Raw genomic sequence first — 26504 nt, 5'->3', positions numbered from 1 at the left:
CCAGGGGTCCGAACATTTCGGACGTGGATGTCCGTAATCAGTCAGCTGAGACTCACGGCCTTTCGAGCAAGTGCTCAAGAAACAATCTTGCAGCGCCCGACAGCGCCTCCCGCGATCTCACGCACACGCTCAGTTCGCGCGATGCCCAGGTCTCGTCCAGCCTGACCACCTTTGCCCCGTCCATCTTGTAAATACCCGCAGTTCCCTCGGGCATGATGCCAATGCCCAGTCCGGCCTGAACCATCAGGTAGAGAGCGTCGTAGCTGGAGACTTCCATGCGGATTTTCAGTGAGCGTCCCTGGTCGTTGGCGGCCTTGATCAGCTGGAAATTCAGATGGGTGCCGCTGCGCAAGGCGATGTATTCGTGCTCAAGGGTTTCGCTGAATCTGACCGATTGACGTTTGGCCAGCGGATCGCCATCGGGCACCAGCAACACCAGGCGATCCGTGCGAAACGGGAACACCTCGATGTCGGCGCCATGGGGCAGACGGGTGAAGATGCCGATGTCGGTGCGGTTTTCGGCCACGGCCTTGGTAATGGCCAGGCTTTGCCTTTCTTCGAGGCTGACGTGAATCAGTGGGTACAGGTCCATGAACGACTTGATCAAGCCGGGCAGGAACTGGGTGATGGCCGAGATATTGGCCAGGACATGCACCGAGCCACGACGACCGTGGGAGTAGTCGCGCATCTGCACGACAATTTCATTGAGGTTGTTCAGCGCACTGCGCGCCATGAACAGCAACGACAGACCGGCGTCGGTCGGGGCGATGCCTTTGTTGGTGCGGTTGAGCAGTTTCGAGTCGAGCAGTTCTTCCAGCTCACTGAGTCGCTTGCTGACCGCCGCCGCCGCGATGTGTTCGCGCTTGGCGGCGGCCGCAATGGTGCCTTCTTCGACGACGCTGACGAAAAGTCGCAACGAGACCGGATCGAGTTTCATGAGAGGTACCGGTGGGCTGGCCTGAATGGCCAGCATAGTACCTCCCCGGGCATCGGCTCAGAATGCTCCGGACAACAGATGGCCAGCGTTCGGCACCTTGGCCTCGAGGCCGAGGGTTTTCAGCATCTGGTAAACGGTGGCGACCGATGCGGAGAGCACCGGCTTGTCGAGGCGATCCTGGACGATCTGGATCGCTGGCAGCGACGGCATCTGCACACAGCAGGACAACACCACGCCATCGGCTTGCCCGATGTTCAGCTTGTCGGCATGGGCTACCAGATTCATCGGGTCCAGACGACCGACTTCGAGGTTGTCGGACACTTCCAGGCTGATGGAGTCGACCACTTCGATGCCGGCCGCCTCGATGTAGTCGATCACCTGCTGGGTCAGCGGCTTCATGTAGGGGGTGATGATCGAGATCTTCTTGTAGTCGAGCATATTCAGGCTGTCGATCAGCGCACCGGCGGAGCTGAGAACCGGGGCGTTCGACTGGTTGGAGGCCACGGTTTTGCTGAGTCGCTCCTGCGAGACTTTGTGATAACCCGGGCCCTGGCACATGATCGCCACCAGGCAGGCGTAGGCCATCACATCCACTCGCGCGTCGCTCAGCTCCAGCGCGCAGCGGTCACTGTCGATGTCCATCTTTTTCAGCTCTTCGGGGCTGACGTGCATCATGCGCATGCGTGAGGAGTGAAAGGTAAAGCGCTCTTCCGGAAACAGCTCGTAGCGTGAGGTCAGCATGGCCGGGATTTCGGTTTCCATCGTCGTGTTGGAGCTGGGAACGATTTGGCCGATGCGAAAATTTTTCATGGGATTTTCCTTTGAACAGTACGGGTCAATTGCCGCTGGTGAGTTGAACGCCTTTGGTTTCCTGCAGCGTGAACACCATGACGGCGGCGATGACGTAGGAAACGGAGGCAAGGGAAATGGTGGCGGTGAAGCCGATGAGTGGGATCAGCACCGGCACCAGCTTGATGCCGGCAATCGCGCCAACCCGCCCGAAGTTGAAGCAGAAACCCGACGCGGTAGAACGGATGCTGGTGGGGAACAACTCCGAGTACCAGGCGCCGAAACCACTGAAGTAGCCGGTGAAGAAGCCCAGCAGCGCCGCCAGCGAACCGAGGGTGATGACGTTCTGGGGGGTGAAAAGCAGCTTGCCGTCGGTCAAGGGCATCAAGGTCGCCGAGTAGGCAAACACCGGCACCATGATCGCCATGCCAGTGAAGAAGACCGCAAACGACAAGCGACGACCGATGCTTTCGGCCAGGTAGCCGTAGGTCAGATAGCCGAGGGTGGCGCCGATACCGATCCAGATGACAAACACCGGTGCCTGGTCGATATGCACATTCAGAATGTTCTGCAGGTACGCCGGCATGAAAGTGGTGATGATCCAGTAGCCGTACATGCCCAGTACCGAAATGCCCAGGCCCAGCAGGGTCACTTTCAGGTACTGCGGGCGGAAGATTTCCATCAGCCGGCCTTTGTCGGTGTGATGGCGCATGAATTCGCGGTTGGCCAGCCACACCGGCGATTCCTTGACGAACAGCCAGATGAACACCAGGGTGAGATAGGCCGGGATCGAGGCATAGATGAACAGCGTCCGCCAGGACTCGGGGTTGCCGCCGTCGAGGACGCTCCAGGCGAAAATCGCCGCCAGAAGACCACCCCCCGACCAACCAGTCTGCATCACCGCAAAGGCCTTGGCGCGCCCGGCCGCCGGCCAGATCTCCGACACCAGCGCTGCGGCGGCAGACCACAAGCCACCGACGGCAATGCCGACGCAGAAGCGGAACACATTGAGCTGCCAGAGACTGTCGGCAAAAGCGCAGAGCAAGGTGCCGGAGCCGTAGACGAACACCGACAGCATCATGGTTTTCTTGCGGCCGATCTTGTCGGAGATATTGCCGAGGAAGAAACCGCCGATACCGGTGGCCAGCAGAAACCAGGCAACGGTGGAGACCACGTCGCCCAGGCCCACGGAAAAGGTCTTGGCGACGGCGAGCAGGACAAAGCCAAAGATGGTGGCATCCAGGGCATCGAACAACCAGGCGGCCCAGGAGCCGCCCAATGTGACGTAGCGCTGGTTGGCGCTGAGTTGACCGACGCCATCGACTAAAGACGCACTGGCCGTGGAACTGGCCTCTAGGGTTTTCATGATTGAACCTCGTGGGTCTGAACTTATTATTTTTGGAAACTCGTGCGCCGACGAAGATGATCGGCGGACGAACGCTCATCTGCGACCGATGTTAGGAGGGGAGGGAGGCGTCGTATATCAGGCATTCACGAGCTTGCCATCGCCAATGGCGATGGTGGGGGAGAGGGTTAGCCGAGACCGCTCGGGAGATGCTGTTGCGTCTGCTTGAGGGCTATTGCGGGTATTTGATGGGCGACGACTATGCGACCACTACAGCTAAGCTGTGATGATCTTTTATCAGGTGTGTTTTGATGGCCGTCGTTCACTCGATGCAGGTTTTCGTCAGCGTCATCGAAACCGGCAGTTGGTGGCCGGATGCCGCCGCGTGATAGATGCCATGTGGCTGGGCACAGGAAGCTGCGCCGAGGTTCATACGCAGACGTAGCTTTCGCTGCCTTGCTGAATGCCTTTGAGCATCCACCACGTTTTCACACAGCCTGGGCCAAAAGCGGACGAGTGCCGAAGGTGATGGATCAATTAAGCGTCTGTCGCGCTCATGTAGTGAGTGAAGTTGTTGATATGGTCGTCGAGATTATCCTCGAGCATCATCCGGTACTGCTCACAGAAATAGTTCAGCATCGCCTCGCGAGCCTGGGCCATCTCCTCGCCAGACTTGAAGCTGCGAGCGCTTACCCAAGCATTGAATCGGGTGGTGCCAAACATCATCGACGCGCTTACCTTGCCAAGGTTTTCGAACGCCTTAAGCTGTTCGTTCGATAAATTTATATGCGCGTCTGCACGGTCGTAGAACGATTCGTCAGTGCTTTCTACCATTGCTCGATACCTTTTTGATCATTTTTAGATTGTTCCGTAGTGGGGCGACTTCGTCCTGTCGTGACCGGCAGAAGTCTACCCGAAGCTGCCGTTCGCCAGGGGGCGCTCGGCCACATACGGCCGTTTGGTGAATGGAAAAAAGTCTGGCCGCTAACGGGCCATCATTGGCCGGCCTGTTCCTTAAGCAAGTTGTCAAACCCCTCCAGCGCTGCGCGGAAGTCCTCCAGGGCAAAGCTCACCGGCTGGCTTTCGGTGATCCAGCGGGTGGAAATACCCACTTCCAGCTTGCCGGAAGTGCTCCAGCCGAAACGGCGCCAGTGCAGGGTGTCGCCGTCGATGACCTGTTCGGCCATCAGCACGGTGCAGTTGAGATCCATGTCGTCGCTGCACACGAGCAGCGGTACGAGGGTGGAGGTGCCGTCCTCTCCAGGGCTGAAGCGACGTTTCACGAGCGCCTCTTCGTCCTCATGCACCAGCCAAATGAGCGAAAGGCCGAGCTTGGCAACCAGGGGATCATTGAGGTGTGAGGCCAGCCATTGCTCGATGCCCACGTCGTCGATGGTCAGCCAGGCGCAGGGGCTGCGAGAGAAGACTGCCTGATGGCGAGCGGCATGGATGCGGTGGTGCATGGGAAAAGTCCTTTAGATTGGGTGAGCGCTTCGCGAGCCCGGGTGTAACGAACGCTCAGTGAATAGGCCGTTGAGCGCTGGGTACACCCTGAGCCGATAGCGGTTATTGAGCTTCATTGCTCTTCGTTCGCTATTCAGCGGCGCCTGTAAATGATCACTTCTCCTGAAGCCGCGACAACCAGGGTGAGCCCCGTGTACGAAAACCCGAATGCCCGTAAGTCGGACTCTATGGCCAGCTTGTGAAAAGTCGAGGGTCGATTGCATTCGGCCCCATGAAGCCATGAACCAGGTTCGAGTAAAAGCAGGTGATGGTCAGGCCATTGCAGACAGATTGTCTCGATCGTCCAACCGTCGCGAGAAAAGGTGACAGATTTATTTTCTGCCCTGGACATCGGCTTTTGGCTGAAGGCCACCTGCGGGGAGGCCGCGTTTAGCTGAGGTCGGATACTGCCGAAGGTCAGCTCGTTGACACGGCGACCATCATGACATTGCGGCGATGCATTCGTTCAGCGCATTGCACTCACGCTTCCAAAAACTGCGACTACACTCGGTCTTGCTGGCCCAGAAGGATCGACGGCTGCCATAGGTTTTCGTTGGTCCCTGGTGACCTGTATGGTTAATTCGTGCCCTCAACTTCGGCGTCCGGATTAACCACACAGGCCACTGGAAAACTTTCTTCGAGACAAGGAGCAGTCATGACTTCGCTAGACTCACTTCAGCAAAGGCAAATCAGTCTTACACACGCTTTTGTGGTCAACAATGCGGCGTTGTATTCGCAGTCCTGGAAAAACATGAAGAACCCTACGCCGAGTCAGGTTAAAGACAATATTCATTCGCGTCTCAATGCCTCCAAGGTAGGCGGCGGTTATGGCGTGGCCTGGGGCCCCGCTCTGGTGATGGATGGCGAACACGTAGCGCACATCACAGCGGTGCTGATCGGCGGAAAAAATGAGAACGACATCGTCGTGGTGACGAGCGGGACACTTAAGGATTCTCTAAAAGATCAGGTGGACGATCTAGATATTTTTCCAATGGTGCCATTGCAGAGCGTTATCACGAGCTGCCAAGTCACGGCGAACATCGCGCAGGGAACTTCAGATGGGGTGAGCCAGATATTGAAAACGGCCTCCACTATCGGTTCTCAGGGCACGCTGTGCGATTTTCTAGGGAAGCTGCAAAGTGGGGCGACGATCCGATTGGTTGGACATAGCCTTGGCGGTGCGCTCATGTCGGTGGTCGCGCTTTATCTGAAAGACAAATTTCCGGGCTTTAAATTTTATTGCGAAACGTTTGCTGCGCCCACGGCTGGCGATGGTTTTTTTGCGAGTTACTTTAATCAGCAAATGGCCGGTAATGCGCTACGCATCTACAACACTTTGGATGTTGTTCCGATGGCGTGGTGCGCAACTTCTCTCGATTACTCCCTGACGCTATATGATGCCGACCCCATTGATGAAGCCATGAGGTACATGGTTTGTTCCAAAATGGATAAAATTGTAACCCACAACTTGAACTATACGCAATGGGGAATGGGCAACGCGAACATGGAGCTGCGGCTCTGCGGGCAACCTCAATCCAAGTGCACAGGCTATGAGTCTCAATCCGGCTATCAGCACATCTACGAATACATGACACTGTTGGGTTTGCAGCTCAGCGATATACCGATGCCGCCACCGTTTGGCAGCTAGTGCGATAATCTCTCGTTCAGATGTTCGAGTGGCGGTTGTCGAGAGTTCTTCCGGGAAGTCTACACAACTGCAACTCGCTTATCTGGAAGTCTTTTTGCTCGCAACAGTGCTTAAGCAGACGCGATGTGGTCGGTGATTTCATCTCTCGCCAGGAACCGCAGTTTTTTCGCGCTCATCAATCGGCTATTTAATTAGGGAGCACCTATGTCTGACTACGAAGCCGAATCAGCTTTGCTGTATTTTCTCATCACGACGGACCAGCGGACGAGGAAACTGAAATGACCAACCCGAACGCCGTAAAAACTTACATCGGCTGTTACTACCTCACCATAGTCATCAGTAATGTGTTCTCCACCAGTACCTGGTTCGCGTACCGTCAGGGTGACTCGCTGGCGTGCAAGCTATCGGACAACGGCGACTTGAAAGACGCGACCTTGTTCGCTTTCTACCTGGGAGATAGTTTCACCCCCGACACCGTAAGCCTGGGCGCCCACAACTGGCTTCAGGTTCAGTCGGTGCACGACGGGGCGTGGTTGGACTTTGGTAGCTCGATTCCGGGCGGCGCCAAAGGTGATTTTTATATCGCGCTCACCTCTCCAGACACGCCCGCGACGCTCGCTCTGTCGAGCGGCGGTACCACGTACGGCATCCCGCCGGCAAACAACACCATCTGGATGGAGCTCGTCCAAGGCAACTCGGTTGTATCCGTATTCTATATCGATATCCTGGATAAGACGGTCGTCTGGACAGATGTGGAAAAGGCATTGATGTTTGCCAACGTGTCTGCGCCCCTCACTACGAAACAGCTACTCCCTGCTGCGTGGAACCTGAACAAGCAGTCTTATGACCGGACCGACTTCGGGTATCTCTTCCTGGACAATGCGGATTTCTCCGAGACTCGGGCGACGAACAGCAATTTCAGCAATGTCACCTTTTCGGGCGTCGCGAACTTCCCGGGTACGGTGCTTGATGGCAGCAGTTTTCGCGGCTGTAAATTGGATGGCGCGAGCTTTTGCAACGCCTCGCTCAAGGACGTCGATTTCAGCAACGCCAGCCTGAAAGGGTGCGACTTCGCGGGGGCGGTGCTCGACAACTGCAACTTCGAAGGCGCTGATCTGGAAAGCGCCGATCTGTCCCTGGCGACCCTCTCGGATCTTGCCAAACCCATCCTCATTACCCGAGACGTCAACAACCGAACCATTTTCTCGAACGCCCGCGTGAACAAGATCCTCACGCACGCGCTCGACAGTCAGGATAATGACCTCTACATCTGGAGCTACGCACAGATGGACGGTGTCCAGTTCATGACAAACGACCCCGACCATCCAGGCTGCGCGATCCTCGATGGGACGCTCGATAATCTGATCGCACAGTATGCCGTTCTGACTGGTGTGCAGTTCGGCGCCGTGGACTCTCCGAGCATTCGCTTCGTGGATTTTTCCAATGCTCAGCTCGGCGGTGCCAATCTGGTGAAAGCGAACCTGGAGTACGCCAAGTTCGACAATGCAACCTTCTCGACAGCAGACGGCAAGCACCGCTGTAATCTGAGTGGGGCGTATCTGCTCAATGCCACATTCAGTAACGCGGATCTGTCGTATGCCTTGATGCCGAACTGCTATTTGTATGGCAACAAGGCGACGCTGGTTGGTGCGACTATCATGCAGGTGGACTTCTCGGGTGCGTACCTTGTTGCGACGGATTTCTCGGGCCTAGGAGGAAAGAATGCGGCGGGTGTCACCTTCGACGGAGCGTGCCTCATCAATGCCAGATTCAACGGCGTCGATCTGACGACCATACAGGATCAACGCGCATGCTCGTTCGCGAACGCATGTCTCCAGGGCGTCGATTTTTCAGGCGCGAAGACGAATGGGGTTAATTTTGTGGGAGCTGCCGTCAGCACGGTTAGCGGTACGTTGACCGTCCATGGCGGCCGGCAGGATAAGAGCACGATCACGTACCACGTCACAGTGACGCCGACTGACACCACTGGCGCGACGTGCCCGAACGGTCAGACAGGGCCTTGCGCCGGCACCCAGTGGCACGCCAACGACGCTCCCATGACCGACTGGAATTACGGCGACCACAGTTGACGGTGAGACGCCGCCCAACCTGCGCGGACAATCGCATCCTATACAGCTAACGACAGGGAAAGAACCATGAATCAAGGGAATGATGGATCGGCCAACCGGCGCGCGGACAAACTGCCTGGACCGACCGAGACGCGCACACTGCACTTCAACCTCAAGCACTGCAAGAACCCGGACGACGTGCTCCTGCACGCGAATCTGAGGGAATACCGGCTCGAACGTCACACGGCACAAACCCTCGCAAGGGCCAGTCAGGACACGCCCTTCCTGGCCCTGCTTGCGCAGGAGCACGTCACGCATTACATCGAAGAACTTCCCGTCCCGTCAAACCGCCCGGCACTGATCACAGTGTCCACGGGGACAGGCGATGGATCGGTTCGCAAGACCCTTACCATGTACCTGCACGTCCCCAAGGCCGGCAGAGCAGCTGCACGGGAAGAAATGAGAAAGCGCGGCAAGGACCCACTTGCCTCGGCTCGCTACAAGCTCGCCAGATACGGCGTGACGTCGGAGCATCTCAAACCGCTGATCCTGGATGGCGACTTCCCGGATCACGTGGAAGGTTACAGCGAAGCCTTGGAGGCCGCGGTCGCGGTGCTTTTCCATCACCCGAGCTTGCTGAACCTTAGTAGCGACAACGGCGGCGCCATCCCGGCGTATATCAAGGAAAGCTGCATCAAGACTGCGATCGCGAATGATGGACACACCCTGGTGGACACCATCGAGGGGGCCGGTGATGAGTGGCAAATAAAGGTACCGCTGCTCGACTGGAACAAGAAACAGGTGTACGACGGCAACAAACCGCTCTATACGTCCAAGCTCGATCAGGGCGTGAGTCTGGCCGTGTCGAGCACGCTGCCCCTGGTGATCCAGTTATCCCGGCAGGATGAGTACCTTCGTGGCGCGCTGTGGAAAGTGCTCGATGGTGTCGTATCGAGCGAGTACCAGGGCACTGCGGGCTCCCACTCAATGCGCCGGCGTGACCAGGACTCCCAATGGCAATTGAAAAACCTCACACCGGGCCTGGGCGTCGTGGTTGATCCTGCCAGCGTGACGTACGACGACAATAATATGTCCGTGATGGTGGAGAACCAGTGGCTCAGGCACCTGGGGGCCTACATCGAATTCCTGGATGCCAGCGGCACCCCTGTCGCGCCGCCGGACTCATGGCCGGCGGCTTCGATCCCCAGTATGTTCAACGGCACCGCCACAACGAAGTACCTCGACCGGGTCGGGCCCATCGATGAGATCGCCGGTATTCCCATTGACGTTAAGGACGTGACACTGACATTCCCGGTGCCGGCTGCGGCCAACGCAGTGAACATCCATCTCGCAGGACTCGGCATTTTCGGTCCTGGGCATACCGACCGGCACATCTGTCTTCTTGGCATCTTCATGACTGCGACCTTCGAGTATGCGATCCCGGTGATCGTCCTCGTCGCGGGGGCAGCGGTGATGAAAACGGAGTTCGTCACCAACCTCCTGAAGGATTACAAGGTCTACATTGGCATCCTGGGCGTCCTGGCGACGATCGACGCCGCGATCCTCGACTATGCATTGACGGGCGGAGTCAAGGAAGTCCTCCTCAAGCTGGCCAACATCATCGGGCCCTTGTTATGGAAAACGGGCTTGAAGGCGATGTTGCTGGAATATATCGCACAAGGTGCCCTGGAGGAGTCGATTCCGTTCGTGGACCTTGCCCTGGAAGCGGTCAACCTTGCGATCACCGCAGCGCAGGTCGGTCAGACGACGCTCGAGGTGTTTGAGGCTGCGCCGATCTATACGTCAACGGTGACGAGGACAATCGATCTGGATATCACCCTCTTCCCGGACTCGCAGTTTCATTACTTCCCGATGCAGGCGACGCATTACGTGGTGACCGTGGCGTACGACAGCCAGGTGACGGTACCTTCCAAGACGTTTTCGCTGCCTCAGGGGACGAACAGCAACTCCATCCCGATCAGCTTCAAGGGCGTCCCGGGCGGAGGGAAGCTGAAGGTGACCGCGATCTTCTACGCCGACAATGGATGGGTTGCAGGCAGAGGGGCCACTGACTGGACACCTGCGCTGGGCACGGACGGCAGCACGCTCGTGATTCCGAGCCTGGAGATCAAGAACAGCCTGCCTGCGCTTACCAAAAGCTCGGTCTACGAGCATGTGGAGAAGCTGGCGTACGAGGGCGGTGCGCACGTCTGGGCCAAGGGGGCTCCACCTCCGACGGCCACGGTGAGCTCAGGCTCGGATCTCATGAGCCTGACGAGCATCACCCTGGCGCAGGGCCCCGCGTCGATCGGCTACAGTTGGCAGGCCTCCCACCTGAACATTCCGGAGAACCTCTCGACCAATCCCCGGTCGGTCGACGCCATGTACACGGTGCAGAACGTGTCACTTCTCCCTCCACCGGAGCAGGCCTGCCAACCGCTCGACGTCGGCTACAACAACAAGTCAGGCATCTGCTACGACCTAGTGAGCCCGTCGGACGGATCGGGGAGAAACCTCTTCCTCGACAGCTACCCGGTTGCAACCAGCAACGACTATGACGCACCGTCGTACGTTCATCTTCGCAAGGTCACGCTGAGCTACGACAACGGGTCGAAATGCGCGCCCCTTCACGCTGGAACGGGGCAAAGCTATGGTCGGTTCCCGGCGGGTATCCCACTGGACGATTTCGTCCTGCACCCGCAGGGTTACGTATTTGCCATCAGTACCGGGCGAAGCAAACTGCTCCGATGCGAGCTGTCGAGTACGCCCGTCGCGGATGCCGAAGCCCCCGACGCCTGCTTGCTCTCCGGCAAGGGGACGCGGGAGGGCCTGGTGTCAGAGCCGGTAGCGATTGCGATTGGCCTGGACGGAGTGGTGATGGTCCTCGAGTCCGATAACGCAAGGGTTCAGGCGTTCGACATCAACGGTAATCCGGTCAAGTACTTCCAGAACAAAACCTCGCCGACGTTACCGCTGACCGCTCGCGGGAATTCGACATATCTCGACCTGGACGTGGAGGCCAAGGGGTATGTCTACGTGCTTTCCTATACCGACGATGGCGACTCGCCGGACGACTACAGCATGGATATCTACACCCCGCAGGGTGACCTGCTGGTGTCAACGCAAGGCGTCGTATCCGGCAAGCTCACCGTGAGCCTGGACCGGAACGTATATGCCCTCAACTACGAGCTGATCCACAGCGCGGACGGAAGGCCAGAGCCATCGATCAGCCATTGGATGCCGCCGGCTCCGTCGAACTGAAAATGAGCTTGCGCCAACCGGCGCATTCCCGGTCGCCGTGAAGATACACGGCGACCATTGCTGTCCACATTGCGCGTGCCACGTGATATTTTGATCTGCGATGACACGTTGATCGGGAAGCTAACGATCAAGGCTTGGGGCTATGCAGAGACGGAACGTGAGGTGTTGGATTTCACAAAAGCGAATTGTCCGCCGGGCGGGTGAATAGCTCGTAGAGATACGTTAACGATCTCGAACAACGGTCGTCCTCAAGGCGCTGTTTTCAGGGGCGAAGATCTGATGACGCCAACTACTTCTGGCTGACCGCTGTCCATGCCGACCATGACTGCCAAACGGTTGCGCGTTATCCTGGATGAAACATCCGTCGATACTACTCCACGCGGTCGTTCAAGCCCCTGTGAGGGCGGCCTGCTTTCCTACAGTCTGAGGCCTCATGAACAACCACCTTGCCCGTTTGATTTCTGACTACCAGGCAAGCGTCCAAATAGCCGTGGAGCTCATGCAACGGTTTGGGATCCTGCGGCCTTCTACGTGCACCTTACATGGAGAAGGCTAACACCGAAATGTCAGCCTTCATTTCCGCGCGTGTTAAGCGAAGGAATCTTTGCCTACTTCGAAGAGCTAGCCTGCCGTAGCGGCGTTGGTGATCATCACCTGCATGGTGACATGATTGGTCGGTGTGTTAACCAGTTGGCTGGTGACTATAAAGTCGTCAGCGACGGTGGTGTTCACACTGCCAGAGACGGGGCCGCCGGCAGGCCAGGACCAGCTCGAGTTGATGGTGCCACCGCTAGTCGGTGTCAGCATAAGCTGGCCGCCAAGAGCGCTGAAAGTGTCAGGAACACCGTTCACATAGCTCTGCTGGCCTGTCGACGGGATCAGGGTGCCGGGGACAGGGGCTGTTGCCCAACTGCCGCCCGTCAGCACGGCATAGTTCACTATCATATCGGCACCGCTGGCATTGGTGATCAGGATGGTGAGTGAGCGCGGAAAATCATCCATTTTTTGCCTCTCCTACATAGCATTGCCGCTTCAAGTGAGCAGGTTCGCAGAGCGTAGTCCGGTTCCATGTAGGCGCAAAGCTTTGCTCTGCTGGCCGTTTGTAGCTCACAGGTTGAAGAAGAGGAGGGGGCTGACATCCTGAAGGGGGAGGCCGCTCCGACATCATTGATGTGTTGCACCGAGGCCGCCGAAACGGCGCAGCGGTACAAGATCGGAAAATGTGTTGGCTAATCCGGAATAACCCGGTCCTCGTCGTAACCCATCCGACCGCCGCCATGCTGAATGAGCAAGTTCACGCCGTTGCTCTGTACCGAAGCCTCGACGTTCATATAGATCGGTGTCATTAACAAGCCGGCCATGTCATCTGTGTCCAGAGTCCGTAGCAGTCTGCCTGTTTTGATCTCAATCTCCTTGATCGACTTCATCGTGACGTAGGGCTCTTGGTATGTTTCTGCTGGGGCCTGAACGCCGTACACGCCCAGGAACATGCGATCCTTGGTGTGGGACCACATCGGGATTTCAACGTTGCCTTCAAGCAACTGGTTGTTCTCGCCGGTGTTATCCAGGCGGCCCACCTGTTGCAGGTTGATCGGCAAGGTCCGCTTACCGTCACTCCAGGTCCCGCTCGCACCCTGCTCAGTCACAGTCAGTGTGATGGGGCACTTTTTGTCAGGCTCTTCGCAGAGCGCCAGTTGGTTTTCAGCCTGTTGCTTGCCATGCAAGGCAATCGGAATGCGATGCTCATCATAGTAATAACTGCCATCGACCTTACCGGGATTACTCTGTAGCAACCACACATACGTCTGCAGCGACATATGCACCGAATGGCTGCCCAGGGTTCCGGTGTAGTTGCGAACCTCGTACCAGCCTGCCCACCCTGGCAATGGCAGGCAGGTCAGGAGCAGGAACGACAGTGAGGTGATTTTTTTCATGAGGGCGATTCATTCCGAGTGTCCATACAAGGCGTCGGCAGTTTAACCAGATTGTTGTCAGTACCGATGAAAATCTGACCCGGCCTACCGGCTGAAAACTGAACCGCTTGGGCCAAATGTGGATTGTGCGAGTAGAGGCTTGCGGCCGCCCGGGGATACGTAGCAGTCACTCATGAGTGGTTTGTTTCTACTGGATGCCCAAGGTGGGAAACTACACAGACTCGCCCACCTTTTTGCATTCGACCTGACCAGCCATTTGATCGGATTTGACCACCACGCTTCCTGGCCATGACCGGCAGAGAACGATCCATAGCGGCCCTTGGTGATAGGCAGCTAACCAAAGACTTCAGTCGCCAAGAACCTTTATAGACGTGATTGCCAGATAGGTGTTGGGGCCCTCAGATGAAGTTGGTGCCCGGTAGCACCCTGCGGCCTTTAAGTAATGAACCGCCGAGGCTGCCAGCTCCCATGCCATCGTTTCGTCTTGAATTGAAAATGCATGTTCGTTCCCGAATAGATCAAGCCCCGTAATGGCTTGGAGCTGCTTCAGCGGGAGCGCTGCTTGGCGCAATGCAGGTTCAATCGAGGGATTGCTCCATGCCCATTTCCAACTACACGTTTTGACCGAGAAGCTTCCTATGCTCACGACTTCTGCCTCGACTACCAGCCTGTCACTGTTATCGAAAAATTGGACTGTGCCAGTGCCTTGCTCGAACCACCAGCGCGCCATCTCTCCAAGTGCATAAATCCGGTTTAGCTCCGCTTGTTTCAGTAACAGCTCATCCGTCACCATTACTAGAAACGCTTCAAATTCATCGTCTGTCATAGTTTCCCTCAGGTGAATTTTTCCGAGTTTGGACTAGATTTCAGGTAGCGCTCGCCCTTGGTCAGTCACCGTCAGCAGAATGGGGCACTTTTTGTCAGGCTCTTCGCAGAGAGCCAGTTGGTTTTCAGCCTGTCGCTTGCCATGCAAGGCAATCGGAATACGGTGCTCATCATAGTAATAGCTGCCATCGACCTTACCGGGATTACTCTCTAGCAACCACACATACGTCTGCAACGACATATGCACCGAATGGCTGCCCAGGGTTCCGGTGTAATTGCGAACCTCGTACCTGAAGACCGCCGATGGAACACCGGCAGACGATTTGATGAATACGCCGTGAGAAACCTCACGGGCATCTTCAGCATCATGAGTCTCTTTGGCGGGCGGCTCTATCGTCGGCAGGTTTGCAAACGGTCAGCTCATGACCATTGTGATGTAGCGTCGAAGATCATGTGCTGTCAACGGGCATGATCTTCGACGGAGCGGGAAGGCACAGCTTCCCGTTCAACTGCTGAGTCCTGTCAGCTGCTAGAGTTGATGGGCTGTTCATCCAGCACCGAGTCCATTTTCAGCTGTGCCAGCTCAATCAGGTGCACCACACCCATTGCCACCTTGCGGTTCGAACCGGTTTGGTTGTCGGCGTGCTCGTAGGCTGTGGCCGCAGCGGATTGCAGAATCGAGTAGACGTTGACCAGAGTGCCTTCCTGATGCCTGGGGTCGGGCACTCGACGGCGCCGGGTGTTGAGGCAAAACACATTGCCTTCCAGCCGCTGCAACACACTGCCTTCCAGGCATTGGAACACACAGCCTTCCTTAAAAGGCTTTTAAAGCCTTTTAAGGGTAAGGGGGAGCTACTCGAATTCGGGGACGAGTACAGTCAACTGACGGACAGTCTGGTCGAGTTGGCTATCCAGGGCGTATTGGCCCAGGCGGAGCGTTACCCGTTCACGTTGTTGCCCATTCGATTGACGAGACAGTCTACTGGAGCAGGCACGGTGTTCCTGCATTGGAGCCGGGTGGACCGCAGCAAGATGGGCTTGGATCTGTGGGCGGAGTTGATTCGCGATGAGCGCACATCCATCAACCTAGGTGTGTTGGCCGAACGTACATGGGACGAAAAAATGGCTCAATACTCCGATGTTTAGGACAGAATGAGATCTTCCCTTGGACTCTTCGGCCCTACCCAGCATGGACGACTCTCGTTTCACACCGGAGCAGGTGGCTTCACGATCTGGTATTGCTCAGACGGATAAGCAGGTGAGGCAATGGCTCGTGGGCCTTCCAATCGCTGAGAGAATCGACTTTCTGAAGCGACTGTGGCCCCTGAACTATCGGTACTCACTCAAACTGCTCCAAGCGGCACAGCTGCCGAGGCAAGAAAACGAGTACCTCTTCAGGCACTGGCTGTGTACGGGTCATCACAATACGGCGCAGGAGCTCATCAAGCGGTTGTCGCCAGTTCTGGGGGAAACAAAGTTCTGGCAGATCGCTGCGCAAGAGAAGCTTTCACCCACCATGCGAGAGTTCATGAACTACCATAGCCATGGGCGCCTGACCTGACGCGCACCCCGTGTGCCAGGGGAACTCCACCCATTATCGAAGGAAATTGATGTATGAGCCTACCCCCAGAAGGTCTTCCCATTTATCGAGTACTGACTGGCCCTGATGACGCCGCCTTTTGCCACCGCGTCAGCGACGCCTTGAGCATGGGGTACGTGCTGCATGGTTCTCCTGCACTCACGTTCAATGGGCAACAGGTGATCGTTGCGCAGGCAATAATTTGGTCCGCAAGCGCTACCTCCGCCAAATAGTCAGCGTCTATCTCCTGGCAACTTATTGGGCTACCCACCGTCCTGATCGAATTGTCCTTCAGGGTATAGGCGAGGGCAGCAATGGGTCCGGGGTGTGTAAAAAGCGTTCGGACGTCGCCGGGGCAGAGTCCCCATGTTTGTTGACTGAGTGATAACCTGGGTACGACTTGGTTGCCCGAATACCGACATTGCAGCTAGTCAATGTTAACGAGGACGACCTTGAAGATAGTGAAAACCACTCGTTTTGATGATGTCGATCATAACTTGGGATATGCGTACCATGGCTGTAGCTACGTCATTCAAGACGCGGAACATGTGTTTCACATCAGAATTTACGATGACGAACCCGGCAAGGCAACGGTCATACGCCCGACCCAAATACCCGAGAAAAACAGCCTCGGGAAGCTGGTTGAGTTCCTACAGTCCGAACTAGGTGTGTCCAGAGTTTCTTTCTATAAGGGCGACCAGGGGCGCTACGCCGACATTGATCTCGTTAGCTTGGCATTTCGTCCTGCTTGAATCTGGCTGCGACGTGCGGCAAGAGGTTTACGCACTCTGAGTCAATAACAGCCATCCCACGGACAACCTGGCTAGAATCTGCGACTCCGTATAAAACGCGTCAAAGGTACCGCTCGATGTTTAACCGCTATGTCGCCTCCCGCGAAAGGATGGTCCAGGATCTGGACAATGCTCGTTTGCTGCTGGGTCAGCGACTTTCCGAGCTGTTGCATGACCAGTACTACTTCAACGATGAGAAGTGTGCGGGAGACATAGGATCGTTAATGTGGCGATGTGACGGCGATCAGGCCGTTGCGATGTACTTGCTGAGCGATGGGGAAAGCGTCGGTGCTGATCTATTAGATCTAGACCCCCTGTGCCCTTCGAGCTTGATGCAGCTAGCAGCTGCTCTTGGCGTAGAGAAAATCTGCTTACTGGCTTATCCGTCTCCCTTTTTGAAGGCAAGATCATCACGGAGGTTCAAGGGATCGTCGACAAGGGATGGGACCAGGAGGCTCGGCTAGTCGCCTTCAAAATCACCTTCGAGACAGGCGACTACCTGATCTACCTGAACCAGGGGGACAATGCAGTTGTGCTGATCAACGAGCCTCCCCAAAATGTGGTAGGTGTCGAAACCAGCTTGGTGACTTCGTTGGGGTAACCGCCTGAGGTCGATTGCAGCCTTTTGCGACAGGTTGCAAGCTGCCAAGGGCGACTGTTTGTGCCAAAAGATCGATTGGCATCCCTGTCAGGCTGGCTCGCCTGTGCACCTCCTTGGCCCGCTACGTCATCGTCTGATTAAGTCACACCATCCCTGTTTTCGAGAAGTGCTGAGGTGAAGATGCTCATCGAAAGTCGTCAGTTCCGCTTGGTGGTATCCCTTGTGGATCTGTTCCATTGGCCGGATGACGACATCCCCGTTCTACTGGACGGCTGGAGGCGGGTGATCGAGTTGTTGGGATTTGATGAGGCTGAGATAGCGGCGCTGTATGATCTTTATTTCGATGGGACGCCGATTGGGCAAGGTGACGTTCACGCCTTCATCAATAACACCCAGCCAGAGAATATGATGGCCTTCGATTTGTACCGAGGCCTGACAGATCAGTTGGATGTTATCGCCGTTGTCATCAGCGTTTCACGGGAGCGAGTTACCCAGGTAAAGCCGCTATTGCGGCAAGTATTCGATTTGGCCTCCTGTCAGATTCACTATGAGGAGGGGAGCCTTTTGCAAGCCTTCAAGGAGATGACCAATGTTGAGGGCTATCCAAAAGTGATTGAGGAAAGCGGCTATCGTCAACAGTTTCTGATCAAGCACGGCTAACGCATCTGGCATTTGGTCGACTTATCCGGCAACACTCAAGCGCGATCACACTATTCGTATGGGGCGAGAGGGAGCAGTCACGAGTAATCGAAGCTGACTCAAAGCAGCCGAGTGTGAGGATTTCCCTCTACCTGAAGCGAACGACCCAATGCAGATTTACACCGATCACAGCAGTCCACAACCAAGACTGATAAAACCTGTTAGCCTCCCAAATAGACAACGATGAGACACCCACAACGAGTAACGAACTGAGCGAGGAGGAGATGCGCTTGGCGCTGTTTGGTCCCTCCAGCCCAAGCGCCGATCCTGTAACTCCAGCACCGGATGATTCCGATCTGCAAGCAGAAAGTCGCCCATTGCTCATTCTGCGGCGGACAGCTGAGAACCTGGAAAGCTCGGCAATGCATGCACTGCTTTAAGGATTGGCATTGATAGTCAGTGTTGCCGAGCAACCGAAGACCTGAAGCGTGATCAATAAAACGGGAAGCCAGGCTTCCCGTTCACACGTAAGCCCTCGATGCTTTGAGACTTACAAGCATGACGCAATTAACGGAGTAGTCATAACGATGATTTTGGTTGTTGAGGGTATCAGCGCCAGCGGGAAAACCACTTGGTGCGCTAAGCATGGAGGGCAACATGTCATTCCTGAAAACGGCCGTTTTGAAAACGAGCCGGATCGGATAAAGGATCCAGCAGGAGCGGCAGCTTTTTGGGCAGAGCGAAACGTGGATCGCTGGCAAACGGCGCTGGCTATGGAAGACAGTTCTTCGTGGGCCTTGTGTGACAGTGACCCCCTCAAGCTCCACTACATTTGGAGTCTTTGGCAGATCGGCGAGGCGAGCGAACACGACTGGCGATTAGAGTTGGATGCCACAAGAGAAACGATCGCACAAGGACGTATTGGCTTTGCTGACTGTTACATCGCTGGCCGCATAGATCCTCAGCTCGCGCGGGAGCGAGCCAAAGCCGACACCACCCGCCGACGGAGTAGATTCGAGCTACACGTGCGCCTCCAACAAGCTCTGCTGACCTGGTACTCGGCTATAGATGAAGTGCTTCCCGGTAGAGTGCGATTCGGTTTTCCTTCAGAAATGCCAACCTTGAAAAGCCTTGATGGCAGATATGCGGTGGCGGCCTTTGATCAAATGATCGCATCGCTCCCACGACCTACTCACACCTCTTGGTGAAACGGAGCCCTATGTGGCGCCAGCTTGGGAGTGAAGCGACAGACGAAGTCTTCATTGGAGTCGCTATGAGCGCTTCGATATGCTTTGTCACGTGAGTCTGGTCGTGCCGACAAAAGATCACGTTAGCCAAGGAGCTCCAAGCATGCGAGTGCACTCTCTCACGATCGGATGGATGCTGATGCTTTCAAGGAAGTCATGACGTATGAAAATACTTTTCTCGCTTGTCACCGCCAGCGTGATAGCTGGCGCCATGTTGTCGCCAGCGTTCTCGCAAGCACAACAACCCTCCTTCAAGGTGAGTCAATCTGAAGCCCGTGTTATCAGTGATACGGGGCAGGTCGAGCAAATTCGAGGGGAATGGCAGAAAGCAATTCACATGCTTGGAATAGGAGGGACCATTTCAGACTGTAGGCTGATGCTTCAGCCCCTCTATGACTATCAGAGGGATGAATCCTACGGCGCGGTGTGCAAGTTCAGCGGAGAGGGGAAACCGCGTGATATTTTGATCTGCGATGACACGCTGATCGGGAAGCTAACGATCAAAGCCTGGGGGTATGCACAGACGGAGCGCGAGGTGTTGGATTTCACAAAGGCGAATTGTCCGCCGGGCGGGTGAAACATCCGTCGATACTCCTCCACGCGGTCGCTTGACCTCCTGCAAGAGCGGCCTGCTTTCCCTAGAGTCCGAGGCTTCATGAACAACCAACTTGCCCGTTTGATTTCTGACTACCAGGCCAGCGTCCGAACGGCCGTGGACCTCATGCAACGCTCAGGCATCCCGCTGCCTTTGACCTGCATGGATTGGGTTAAAACTGGCATTCCCAACCGCGGTGTGCTTGAGGGGGGTATTCATTACTACAAGCATGGCTACGGCTGCGCAGTCAGTCTCTCTACGGGCAAAGTCGATTTTGATTTCGGGAGGCATGGTGAGATCGGGGGATTTGACGTATGGCGTCTCACTGACTTTGCAGACTCCAGGTTGCCGGAATACGGCTTTGCCACAGAGGATGCACTCAAGGCGTGTTTCAACGAGGAGGTAGCGGTGGGCTCGCTGGTGTACTCGGGGTACATCCTTTACTACGTTGCAGACGCAGATCATTCACGATCGGTTTGAGGCGGGCATGAGCAGCACACCACCGTTGGAAATCGAGAGTCCCAGATACGACGAGTTTCTCGAACTATGGGAACGAGGGGCGTTTGATGGGCAGCGACTGGGCCAGGCTTTCTACGATCATTTTCGTCTACATCGACTCAATGACCAGGCTGTCCTCCAGGGGCTGTATGAGGCCGATGGCGAAAAAGCTCGTGCCATGGTTTCCCGTGTTTTTCAGATCAGGTAGCTTTCGATATCCACCGTCCGCTCGACACATGAGTGATCATTGGGGAGAACGCGGGCGTTGAAGAAAAGATTTCTGCGCTCGCTTGTACCTTCTTTCCAGCAGCCACTCACGGTACAACGGCAATGCGTTCCCAAAGGATTGGACCCATGACTCGCCAGCTTGGTCATCGCATCTGTGATCGGTGTGGAGACACGATCACCAATTACTGCCCCACCGTCGAAACGTTTTCGGCCATAGGGGTGTTTCACGAGCAGGGCGAACAGGCTGTGGTCAATGAGATAGTCAGGCGCGAAGGCATCGACCCAGCCATCGTTTGGGAGTACTTCCGGCACCGGATGATTCCACTCTGCAAACAGAAAGTCGCCCATTGCTCATTCTGCGGCGGGCAACTGAGAACCTGGAAAGCTCGACAGTGCATGCACTGCTTTAAGGATTGGCACTGATACTCAATGTTTCCCAGTAACCGAAGACCTGAATCGTGATCAACAAAAATGAAGCATGAACTTTGGCTGGAACCTGATGGCTGTCAGACCTTCTGTTTAGCCGGCGCTCATGGTGACGGTGCACGTGCACTTCTTCCTGAAGGATCGAAGCTTGTCTGGGAGGTCGAAGCTGAAAGCTATTTCGAAGCGATGACCCGATACTATTCGTACATGGACTGGGGGGAATACCAGACGGATTTCCCTGAACAAGACAAGATGTCCTACCGGGAGCTCGGTTGGGATAGTTAGTCGAGAGCTCTCGAGAAAATGCAGCCCCTACTCATCAGCCATGGGGCTACAGGACATGACAGGCGGGGCGGCCAAACAGAGGACGCTCGAACCTAAGGTAACGCGATGAAGAGAAAAGCGAATGACTGCACTTGTGGCCAGCAAAGCAGCCGCTCAGCCTGAGCCTGGCTGGAAGTTTGACCCTGATCGTATGACCCGAATACCCGATTGCCAATCGATCATCGAAGTACTTCGCCACATCAAACACGGAGGGCCGGAATGGGCGCATCGTACCGTCACCCTGTGGTTTCCTGGCCCATCAAATGCTTGGGCTCAGGTGTACTCGCTTCAGGACACCAGTGCCCCGTACTTTGACTTCATGTACACCCGCAATGAGTCGCCTCAGGAAGCCTTGTCCGCGCTGCTAGGGAAGTACCCACAGTGCACTGTTATCGATTGGTCGCGCGGCCGCTTGGCCTGCATCAGGGCCCTTGGTGTGGATATTGAGACGCTGGCCGAAATCATCCGAGATGTCGCTGAAACTGCTTGGGATGAGCGCATCACGGTCGTTGATGCTTCGTATGAGGAAATGGGTAGAGCGTGACCCAAGAGCAGACGGTCGACCTTAGCTCCCGAAGCACGTGCGCGCAGACCACGTCTCGGGCAACAACCGGCCATTATCGGTCACTCCATGTGTCTCGAAAATTAGGGGCAATTCATTGTCGTCATGGACGCTTGTCGCAGCAATAAAAAAGCCCGACAGCGTCGGGCTTGTGTGAGGTGTTGCAGCGGGGTGAGTCCAGGTCATGAATCAACCCGTTCGTCCTTGAGCGACAGGAGCAGATACGGCACTTCTGTGTCCGTTTCCACCAGGTGGAGTGTCAGCTCCAGCGAGCACTGTTTCGTACGCTGTCCTGTATGCAGCCGCTGGTAGAGCCCGAAATGAATCTGCCGAGCATCGGGCTGCCGGTTATGGGCTTTGCTCACGGCGTGCAACAGATCCAGCAGCCGACTCTCGTAGGTTGAACCACACCGGTGCTGGTTGCTCTGCACCGCTTTGTCCCAGGCCAGTGGCGTGACGGACAGTGAGTACTTCATCGCGTTGGCGCGAGCTTGGTTCGGTTGTGGGGACATGAGTTTTCTCCAGTTCAGAGAAACCACCTTCCCCGGCCGGGAGGTGATTTCCCGGTGACGGTTGCTGAGGCTTGATCAAGCCTTGAAGATCAGTGAGTGCAGCAGGTGACGCCTGTGTTGTTGAGCGCCATTAAGGCAAACGCTCGCCACCTGGGTGAGATCAAAAAGCCTTTCAGTTCCCTGGCTTTTTGACGGGCAAACCTCGCCGAGTCGTAGGAGTCCGAGCGCATGCCCTCGTTGGCTTGTGCGAGCAGTCCCTTTATCCGCGTCTCAATTGCACGCGCCTCATCATCTGTGCGACAGGGGCGTCGCCAAACGATCTCAGAAGGGCCGACAACACCTGAGAGCACCTGTTGAACATCAGCGCTGTCATGGACCGCAGCGCGTGGTCTGGCGGGCTCTGAGAGGGTGTAGTAAACCTCGACCGTGCGCGGATCGAACGAAGCCGCCGCACTCAGTTTCGGATACGCATGCAATTCGTCGAATCGCGAGATACAGAGCGCAATGGCGTCCTCAATCAGGCCGCAATGCCCCACCTCGTACGCGCAGGCGATCTGGTGGTAACCAAACCGTGGCTCTTCTTCCGGCAAGCTCATCACGCCGGTGCATTTGATCGTGAATTGCCGCTGGAACGCGTCCAGACGCAGGAACGAATCGGGGGTGTAGGGATTCCGAATGAACGGAAAAGGTAGACGCAAAACATTCAGAGGTTTTTCCATGATGCTCTCCTGGGGCGGGACGGATCTCGCCCCACAGGGCAAGGATCCCTATGGATGGATGTAAGGTTGAAGCAGTGCTCAGGCGCCGAAGAGGGCTCCCAAGATCAATGAAGCCGCGTGACGACGATCAACAGCGCGAGTGCGTATGACTTGTTCGTAGCCGGAGCCGCAGAGTGGGGTATCCGTCTTGCCGGCCTGACGACAGATCAGTGGCTTGACTGAGGGTGTTGGGTGGGCGTGGCCGACCAGCACCACGCCCATGAAGTGAAGGCCGATCAGCAGCGGGCATCGCAGGGAGCCGATGTTCGATCAACGTGTCAGCTTCTGCGCTGACGCGGTAGCGGGTGAGCCGTTGAGGCTCTTTGCAGATATTGGGCATGGTGACTCTCCAGATTCATGAAGCAGAACGCGGAGAACACTTCGCCCGGCGGGGAAGGATTCCCCGCGTGGGTGGGTACAGCTCTGACCGTTTAGATCAGGTACTTCATACTGCCAAGCACTATGCCAGTAAAGGCGGACAGCATGATGCCCATACGCACGGTGAGTTTGACCTCCAGTTGAGAGCAAGCAGCGACCAGCTCACTGCGAAGTAATGCGACATCATTCTTGGTAGCGAGGCTTGAACTCATCTCTTCCTCCAGTGCATCTATCACAGCAGTAGCGTTTTCTTCCGAGACATTGACTGAAACCAACGCTTTGTAAAAGGCCGTTTCCAACTTCATCAGACCTCCAAATTTCAGGGAGGGCCTGCCCATACGGGCAAGGCCCGTATGGGGTGAAACAGTGAACAGCAGCAGAGCTTCCATCGACAGCAGTCGATTGGTCGCGCTACCGGAAGCGTTGCGACCTGGGGGGTGGATCATGCGCAATGGCGCATCGTAGCTTCCCGGATCCAAGCTACATGGCATGGTGCTGACAACGTCAGCGGTACGCACCGATACAATGAATAACGCCGCAGGGGGCTGTCAAAACCCGAACTGCTACAAGCTTTTTCAGGTCGTTGGTGTAGCTGCAGTGCGGAGAAGGGGGACTACAAATTGGGTTCCAGTACCCGAGTAGGAACCTTGCTAGTCGACGGGTCAGGCTTTGCCAAACGGTGCATGCGCAAGCGTAGGGTGGCTGCGTAGTTCCTCGCGATGTACACGTTTTGCATGACGCTCTCATCGTGCAACAGCAGATCCAAAACGATGTGTCCGTCCGGCGAAGTCATCGACTTCCCCAGGATCAACGGATCTTGGTTAGGGAGAGGGTCGCTCGTTCGCCGATGTCAGTCAGAAGCTCTCCCAACTGGTCACCGCCAATCTCGATGAAACGACCTTGCTCCAGGTCCATCAGTCCTCCTGAAGTGGCCTGACGCAAAGCCTCGGGCTTGGCCCGTTCTTCAGCCTCACGCTGCTCCAACAGACGAAGCCCTTCGCGCATGACTTCGCTGGCATTCGGGTACCGGCAGGAGACCACTAGGTCATTGATGACCGGGGCCAGGTGACCAGTGAGAACGATACTTCCTGTCGGTGGAGAAACCGTGCGGGCCAGGGCACGCTCGTTAGCTTCTGTGCTGACGGAGTAAGGAGGGTGTTGTGGAAACTCATTGCAGCAGATGTTGGGCATAGCGGCTCTCCAGGCTCATGAAACGGAACGCGGAGAACACCTCGCCCGACGGGGAAGGATTCCCCACATGGGAGGGGCAAGCTGACGGGGTTAGCGCAGCGACTTAAAGCCGATAAGAAGCGCGACGATGATGATGGTGCCCATGACGATTGCCAGCTGGGCGATCCGTAGTTCAAGCCTGTAGAACAGGGCTCTCATTTCAGTGCGAAGCAGAGCGATCTCCGCTTGCAGCTCGGTATGGCCTCCCGAGGCATTGGCTTCGGGACCAGGGTTTGAACTCATTTTTTTCTCCAGCGCATCGATGACGGCGATAGCGTTTTCTTCTGAGACGTTGGCCGCGACCAACGCTTTGTACAAAGCCGTTTCCAGCTTCATCGGACCTCCAGGTTCAGGGAAGGGCAAGGCCCGTATGGGGAGACACAGTGAGCAGCAGTGCTTCCAGCGACAGAGGTCGATCAGTCGCGCTACTGGAAGCGTTGCGACCTGGGGAGTGGATCATGCGCAATGGCGCATCGTAGCTTCCCGGATCCAGGCTGTATGGGCATGGTGCTGACAACGTCAGCGGTACGCCCCGACACAATGAATAACGCCGCAGGGGACTGTCAAAACCCCAACTGCTACAAGCTTTTTCATGTCGTTGGCGTAGGTACAGAACGGGGAAAGGGACTACAAAACGGGCTCCACGATTAGCGTGGGAATATTGCTTTCGGTCTGGTAAGTCTTTGCCATGGTGGTTATTGCCATGACGCGCCCCACGTTATAGGTGGAGTCGCTGGTGGTTCGCCCGCCGGGCGCAACAAAGCGCAACGAGATATCAACAAGGCCAGAATAAAGCGGAACGGCCGGACGCCAGAAACGACGACGTCCATCGAATGGGAAGACGTCACAATCAAGCGGCAGGCTCAAAGAATTTACTCTTCAATGCGTAGCACTTGCCTCACGGTTTTGGGCTTCGTTTCATAGCAACGGACCATGTGGTTGCAATAGTCTTCAACCGTTCGGATAACCAGCGCGCCAGCGGCAATCTCCTTGGCCACCTTACGATCAATAACGTCGTATATGTCGTCGTTAATTAGATCGAATTCGTTCCTTTTGAAATCCGAAACGAAGCTGCTTTTCAAATCCTCGCCGAATTTTTGGTCGGGGCTTAAGGCATCGAGAGCGATTCCAAACACCGCTGCGACTCGCCTCATCGCTGCATCCCATACCCGCTTTTCAATATCGTTCATAGGTGCCTCATCATTTCTGACAACCACAGTCGTCTGATGATGTCGCGTCCCACGCGGCCTCACCTATGACGTACCAGTCATAGAGCCCCTCGAAAATGACGGAGCCCGTCGCAACCGCCCCAGCGGTGACACCCGCTGTCGTTCTCCCTGCGACTAAAGCCTAGAGAGTAATATCGTGCCCGATAATAATAGAGGCCCGTGCCATCATTTTCCCGCCCGGTGTACTGCTGGCTGTTAGCACTGGCGGAGCCGCTGCTGCTGGTCTGGCCGTAAGGGTCATAGGTGTACTGCGTGGTGGACGCTCCGGTGCTGTCGGTGAGTGCTTGGGTTGAACCCAGTGCATCAACCAGGTAGCTGTAGGTGCTGCCACCGGCCTCGGTGCGGCTGAATATTTCATCAATGCTGCCCGTGAGGAGGTTGGCCTGTACCGTGGGGGTGACGGCACCGATCAGCTCTTGCACCAGGTTGATACCGTCGAAGACGTAACCAGTGGTCTGGCCTGCAATCGTTTTCTGGCTGCGTCTGTTGACCGCGTCATAGCTGAAGCTACCGGACATGGTGCCCGTGAGTGTGCTCAGACGCTGGCGCGAATCCGAGGTGTAGGTGTTGCTGCCGTCGCTGGTCATGTTGCTGTT

The 26504-nt window shown here is 56.2% G+C and carries 33 protein-coding genes; 15 read left to right on the top strand and 18 right to left on the bottom strand.

Features of this window, described 5'->3' with window-relative positions; all coding sequences use genetic code 11:
• Nucleotides 1-52: 52 nt before the first annotated feature.
• The 5 genes from NUH87_RS06340 to NUH87_RS06320 all read right to left on the bottom strand — a co-directional run bounded on the left by NUH87_RS06340 (nucleotide 53) and on the right by NUH87_RS06320 (nucleotide 4534).
• Nucleotides 53-973, bottom strand: a complete 921-nt coding sequence (locus NUH87_RS06340; RefSeq protein WP_338525257.1) for a LysR family transcriptional regulator — start codon at nucleotides 971-973, stop codon at nucleotides 53-55.
• A 21-nt stretch (nucleotides 974-994) separates the two neighbouring features.
• Nucleotides 995-1747 carry a maleate cis-trans isomerase family protein gene (locus NUH87_RS06335; RefSeq protein ID WP_040066464.1) on the bottom strand — a complete coding sequence of 251 codons (753 nt, stop codon included), beginning with the start codon at nucleotides 1745-1747 and terminating at the stop codon, nucleotides 995-997.
• Between the two features lie 25 nt (nucleotides 1748-1772).
• Entirely contained in the window at nucleotides 1773-3092 is a 1320-nt protein-coding gene (locus NUH87_RS06330; RefSeq protein WP_338525256.1) for an MFS transporter, read from the bottom strand.
• Nucleotides 3093-3608: 516 nt separating this feature from the next.
• Nucleotides 3609-3905 (bottom strand): DUF3144 domain-containing protein, encoded by a 297-nt coding sequence (locus NUH87_RS06325; RefSeq protein WP_338525255.1) that lies wholly within the window; start codon nucleotides 3903-3905, stop codon nucleotides 3609-3611.
• Nucleotides 3906-4066: 161 nt separating this feature from the next.
• Nucleotides 4067-4534, bottom strand: coding sequence for a hypothetical protein (locus tag NUH87_RS06320; RefSeq protein ID WP_338525254.1), 468 nt, complete (start codon nucleotides 4532-4534; stop codon nucleotides 4067-4069).
• A gap of 695 nt (nucleotides 4535-5229) precedes the next feature.
• Between NUH87_RS06320 and NUH87_RS06315 the strand changes: the two genes are divergently transcribed.
• The 3 genes from NUH87_RS06315 (at nucleotide 5230) to NUH87_RS06305 (ending at nucleotide 11552) form a co-directional block, all read left to right on the top strand.
• The gene (locus NUH87_RS06315) at nucleotides 5230-6222 is read left to right on the top strand and encodes a lipase family protein (RefSeq protein WP_338525253.1); all 993 of its coding nucleotides are present in this window, start codon (nucleotides 5230-5232) and stop codon (nucleotides 6220-6222) included.
• 278 nt (nucleotides 6223-6500) lie between these two features.
• Entirely contained in the window at nucleotides 6501-8312 is a 1812-nt protein-coding gene (locus NUH87_RS06310) for a pentapeptide repeat-containing protein (protein ID WP_338525252.1), read from the top strand.
• A 66-nt stretch (nucleotides 8313-8378) separates the two neighbouring features.
• The gene (locus NUH87_RS06305) at nucleotides 8379-11552 is read left to right on the top strand and encodes a hypothetical protein (protein WP_338525251.1); all 3174 of its coding nucleotides are present in this window, start codon (nucleotides 8379-8381) and stop codon (nucleotides 11550-11552) included.
• Nucleotides 11553-12173: 621 nt separating this feature from the next.
• Here the strand turns inward: NUH87_RS06305 and NUH87_RS06300 are convergent.
• The 4 genes from NUH87_RS06300 to NUH87_RS06285 all read right to left on the bottom strand — a co-directional run bounded on the left by NUH87_RS06300 (nucleotide 12174) and on the right by NUH87_RS06285 (nucleotide 15115).
• Complete coding sequence (locus tag NUH87_RS06300; RefSeq protein WP_338525249.1) at nucleotides 12174-12554, bottom strand: hypothetical protein; 381 nt, start codon at nucleotides 12552-12554, stop codon at nucleotides 12174-12176.
• A gap of 227 nt (nucleotides 12555-12781) precedes the next feature.
• Nucleotides 12782-13486 (bottom strand): hypothetical protein, encoded by a 705-nt coding sequence (locus tag NUH87_RS06295; RefSeq protein WP_338525248.1) that lies wholly within the window; start codon nucleotides 13484-13486, stop codon nucleotides 12782-12784.
• A gap of 346 nt (nucleotides 13487-13832) precedes the next feature.
• Nucleotides 13833-14312, bottom strand: coding sequence for a DUF6882 domain-containing protein (locus tag NUH87_RS06290; protein WP_338525247.1), 480 nt, complete (start codon nucleotides 14310-14312; stop codon nucleotides 13833-13835).
• A 521-nt stretch (nucleotides 14313-14833) separates the two neighbouring features.
• Complete coding sequence (locus tag NUH87_RS06285; RefSeq protein WP_338525246.1) at nucleotides 14834-15115, bottom strand: DUF6124 family protein; 282 nt, start codon at nucleotides 15113-15115, stop codon at nucleotides 14834-14836.
• On the opposite strand from NUH87_RS06285, the gene NUH87_RS06280 reads away from it, so the two are divergent.
• From NUH87_RS06280 to NUH87_RS06235, 10 genes are all read left to right on the top strand, one after another.
• On the top strand, nucleotides 15020-15457 hold the full coding sequence (locus NUH87_RS06280) for a DUF3158 family protein (RefSeq protein WP_338525245.1): 438 nt from the start codon (nucleotides 15020-15022) through the stop codon (nucleotides 15455-15457). The two genes, NUH87_RS06285 and NUH87_RS06280, sit on opposite strands and share 96 nt — an antisense overlap.
• A 43-nt stretch (nucleotides 15458-15500) precedes the next feature.
• On the top strand, nucleotides 15501-15872 hold the full coding sequence (locus NUH87_RS06275) for a hypothetical protein (RefSeq protein ID WP_338525244.1): 372 nt from the start codon (nucleotides 15501-15503) through the stop codon (nucleotides 15870-15872).
• Nucleotides 15873-15925: 53 nt separating this feature from the next.
• Nucleotides 15926-16123, top strand: a complete 198-nt coding sequence (locus NUH87_RS06270; protein WP_338525243.1) for a DUF1737 domain-containing protein — start codon at nucleotides 15926-15928, stop codon at nucleotides 16121-16123.
• Between the two features lie 228 nt (nucleotides 16124-16351).
• Nucleotides 16352-16642, top strand: coding sequence for a hypothetical protein (locus NUH87_RS06265; RefSeq protein ID WP_338526741.1), 291 nt, complete (start codon nucleotides 16352-16354; stop codon nucleotides 16640-16642).
• 355 nt (nucleotides 16643-16997) lie between these two features.
• On the top strand, nucleotides 16998-17282 hold the full coding sequence (locus tag NUH87_RS06260) for a hypothetical protein (protein WP_338525242.1): 285 nt from the start codon (nucleotides 16998-17000) through the stop codon (nucleotides 17280-17282).
• A 174-nt stretch (nucleotides 17283-17456) separates the two neighbouring features.
• Entirely contained in the window at nucleotides 17457-17942 is a 486-nt protein-coding gene (locus tag NUH87_RS06255) for a hypothetical protein (RefSeq protein ID WP_338525241.1), read from the top strand.
• Between the two features lie 566 nt (nucleotides 17943-18508).
• A complete protein-coding gene (locus NUH87_RS06250) occupies nucleotides 18509-19129 on the top strand; it encodes a hypothetical protein (RefSeq protein ID WP_338525240.1) in 621 nt (206 codons plus the stop codon).
• Between the two features lie 202 nt (nucleotides 19130-19331).
• Entirely contained in the window at nucleotides 19332-19745 is a 414-nt protein-coding gene (locus tag NUH87_RS06245; protein WP_338525239.1) for a hypothetical protein, read from the top strand.
• 78 nt (nucleotides 19746-19823) lie between these two features.
• The gene (locus NUH87_RS06240) at nucleotides 19824-20243 is read left to right on the top strand and encodes a DUF6896 domain-containing protein (protein WP_338525238.1); all 420 of its coding nucleotides are present in this window, start codon (nucleotides 19824-19826) and stop codon (nucleotides 20241-20243) included.
• Between the two features lie 7 nt (nucleotides 20244-20250).
• The gene (locus NUH87_RS06235; protein WP_338525237.1) at nucleotides 20251-20469 is read left to right on the top strand and encodes a hypothetical protein; all 219 of its coding nucleotides are present in this window, start codon (nucleotides 20251-20253) and stop codon (nucleotides 20467-20469) included.
• Here NUH87_RS06235 and NUH87_RS06230 read toward each other — a convergent pair.
• Entirely contained in the window at nucleotides 20457-20837 is a 381-nt protein-coding gene (locus NUH87_RS06230) for a hypothetical protein (RefSeq protein WP_338525236.1), read from the bottom strand. The two genes, NUH87_RS06235 and NUH87_RS06230, sit on opposite strands and share 13 nt — an antisense overlap.
• A 123-nt stretch (nucleotides 20838-20960) precedes the next feature.
• Between NUH87_RS06230 and NUH87_RS06225 the strand changes: the two genes are divergently transcribed.
• Together NUH87_RS06225 and NUH87_RS06220 are read left to right on the top strand one after the other, a co-directional pair.
• Nucleotides 20961-21200 carry a hypothetical protein gene (locus tag NUH87_RS06225; RefSeq protein WP_338525235.1) on the top strand — a complete coding sequence of 80 codons (240 nt, stop codon included), beginning with the start codon at nucleotides 20961-20963 and terminating at the stop codon, nucleotides 21198-21200.
• A gap of 121 nt (nucleotides 21201-21321) precedes the next feature.
• Nucleotides 21322-21783, top strand: a complete 462-nt coding sequence (locus NUH87_RS06220; RefSeq protein WP_338525234.1) for a hypothetical protein — start codon at nucleotides 21322-21324, stop codon at nucleotides 21781-21783.
• Nucleotides 21784-21983: 200 nt separating this feature from the next.
• On the opposite strand, the gene NUH87_RS06215 is transcribed toward NUH87_RS06220, so the two are convergent.
• The 8 genes from NUH87_RS06215 to NUH87_RS06180 form a co-directional block, all read right to left on the bottom strand.
• Nucleotides 21984-22313: a hypothetical protein gene (locus NUH87_RS06215; RefSeq protein WP_338525233.1), complete on the bottom strand. Its 330-nt coding sequence runs from the start codon at nucleotides 22311-22313 to the stop codon at nucleotides 21984-21986.
• An 89-nt stretch (nucleotides 22314-22402) separates the two neighbouring features.
• A complete protein-coding gene (locus NUH87_RS06210) occupies nucleotides 22403-23032 on the bottom strand; it encodes a hypothetical protein (RefSeq protein ID WP_338525232.1) in 630 nt (209 codons plus the stop codon).
• Between the two features lie 470 nt (nucleotides 23033-23502).
• On the bottom strand, nucleotides 23503-23838 hold the full coding sequence (locus NUH87_RS06205; protein WP_338525231.1) for a hypothetical protein: 336 nt from the start codon (nucleotides 23836-23838) through the stop codon (nucleotides 23503-23505).
• A gap of 418 nt (nucleotides 23839-24256) precedes the next feature.
• A complete protein-coding gene (locus tag NUH87_RS06200) occupies nucleotides 24257-24565 on the bottom strand; it encodes a type II toxin-antitoxin system ParD family antitoxin (protein ID WP_338526740.1) in 309 nt (102 codons plus the stop codon).
• Between the two features lie 165 nt (nucleotides 24566-24730).
• Nucleotides 24731-25015, bottom strand: a complete 285-nt coding sequence (locus tag NUH87_RS06195) for a hypothetical protein (RefSeq protein ID WP_338525230.1) — start codon at nucleotides 25013-25015, stop codon at nucleotides 24731-24733.
• A 291-nt stretch (nucleotides 25016-25306) separates the two neighbouring features.
• Nucleotides 25307-25546, bottom strand: a complete 240-nt coding sequence (locus NUH87_RS06190; RefSeq protein WP_338525229.1) for a hypothetical protein — start codon at nucleotides 25544-25546, stop codon at nucleotides 25307-25309.
• A 5-nt stretch (nucleotides 25547-25551) separates the two neighbouring features.
• Entirely contained in the window at nucleotides 25552-25869 is a 318-nt protein-coding gene (locus NUH87_RS06185) for a hypothetical protein (protein WP_338525228.1), read from the bottom strand.
• 77 nt (nucleotides 25870-25946) lie between these two features.
• The gene (locus tag NUH87_RS06180) at nucleotides 25947-26495 is read right to left on the bottom strand and encodes a hypothetical protein (protein ID WP_338525227.1); all 549 of its coding nucleotides are present in this window, start codon (nucleotides 26493-26495) and stop codon (nucleotides 25947-25949) included.
• Between the last annotated feature and the right edge of the window lie 9 nt (nucleotides 26496-26504).

This window comes from Pseudomonas batumici (assembly GCF_036585405.1).
Lineage (GTDB): Bacteria > Pseudomonadota > Gammaproteobacteria > Pseudomonadales > Pseudomonadaceae > Aquipseudomonas > Aquipseudomonas batumici.
This window is presented reverse-complemented; position numbering and strand designations above follow the sequence as displayed.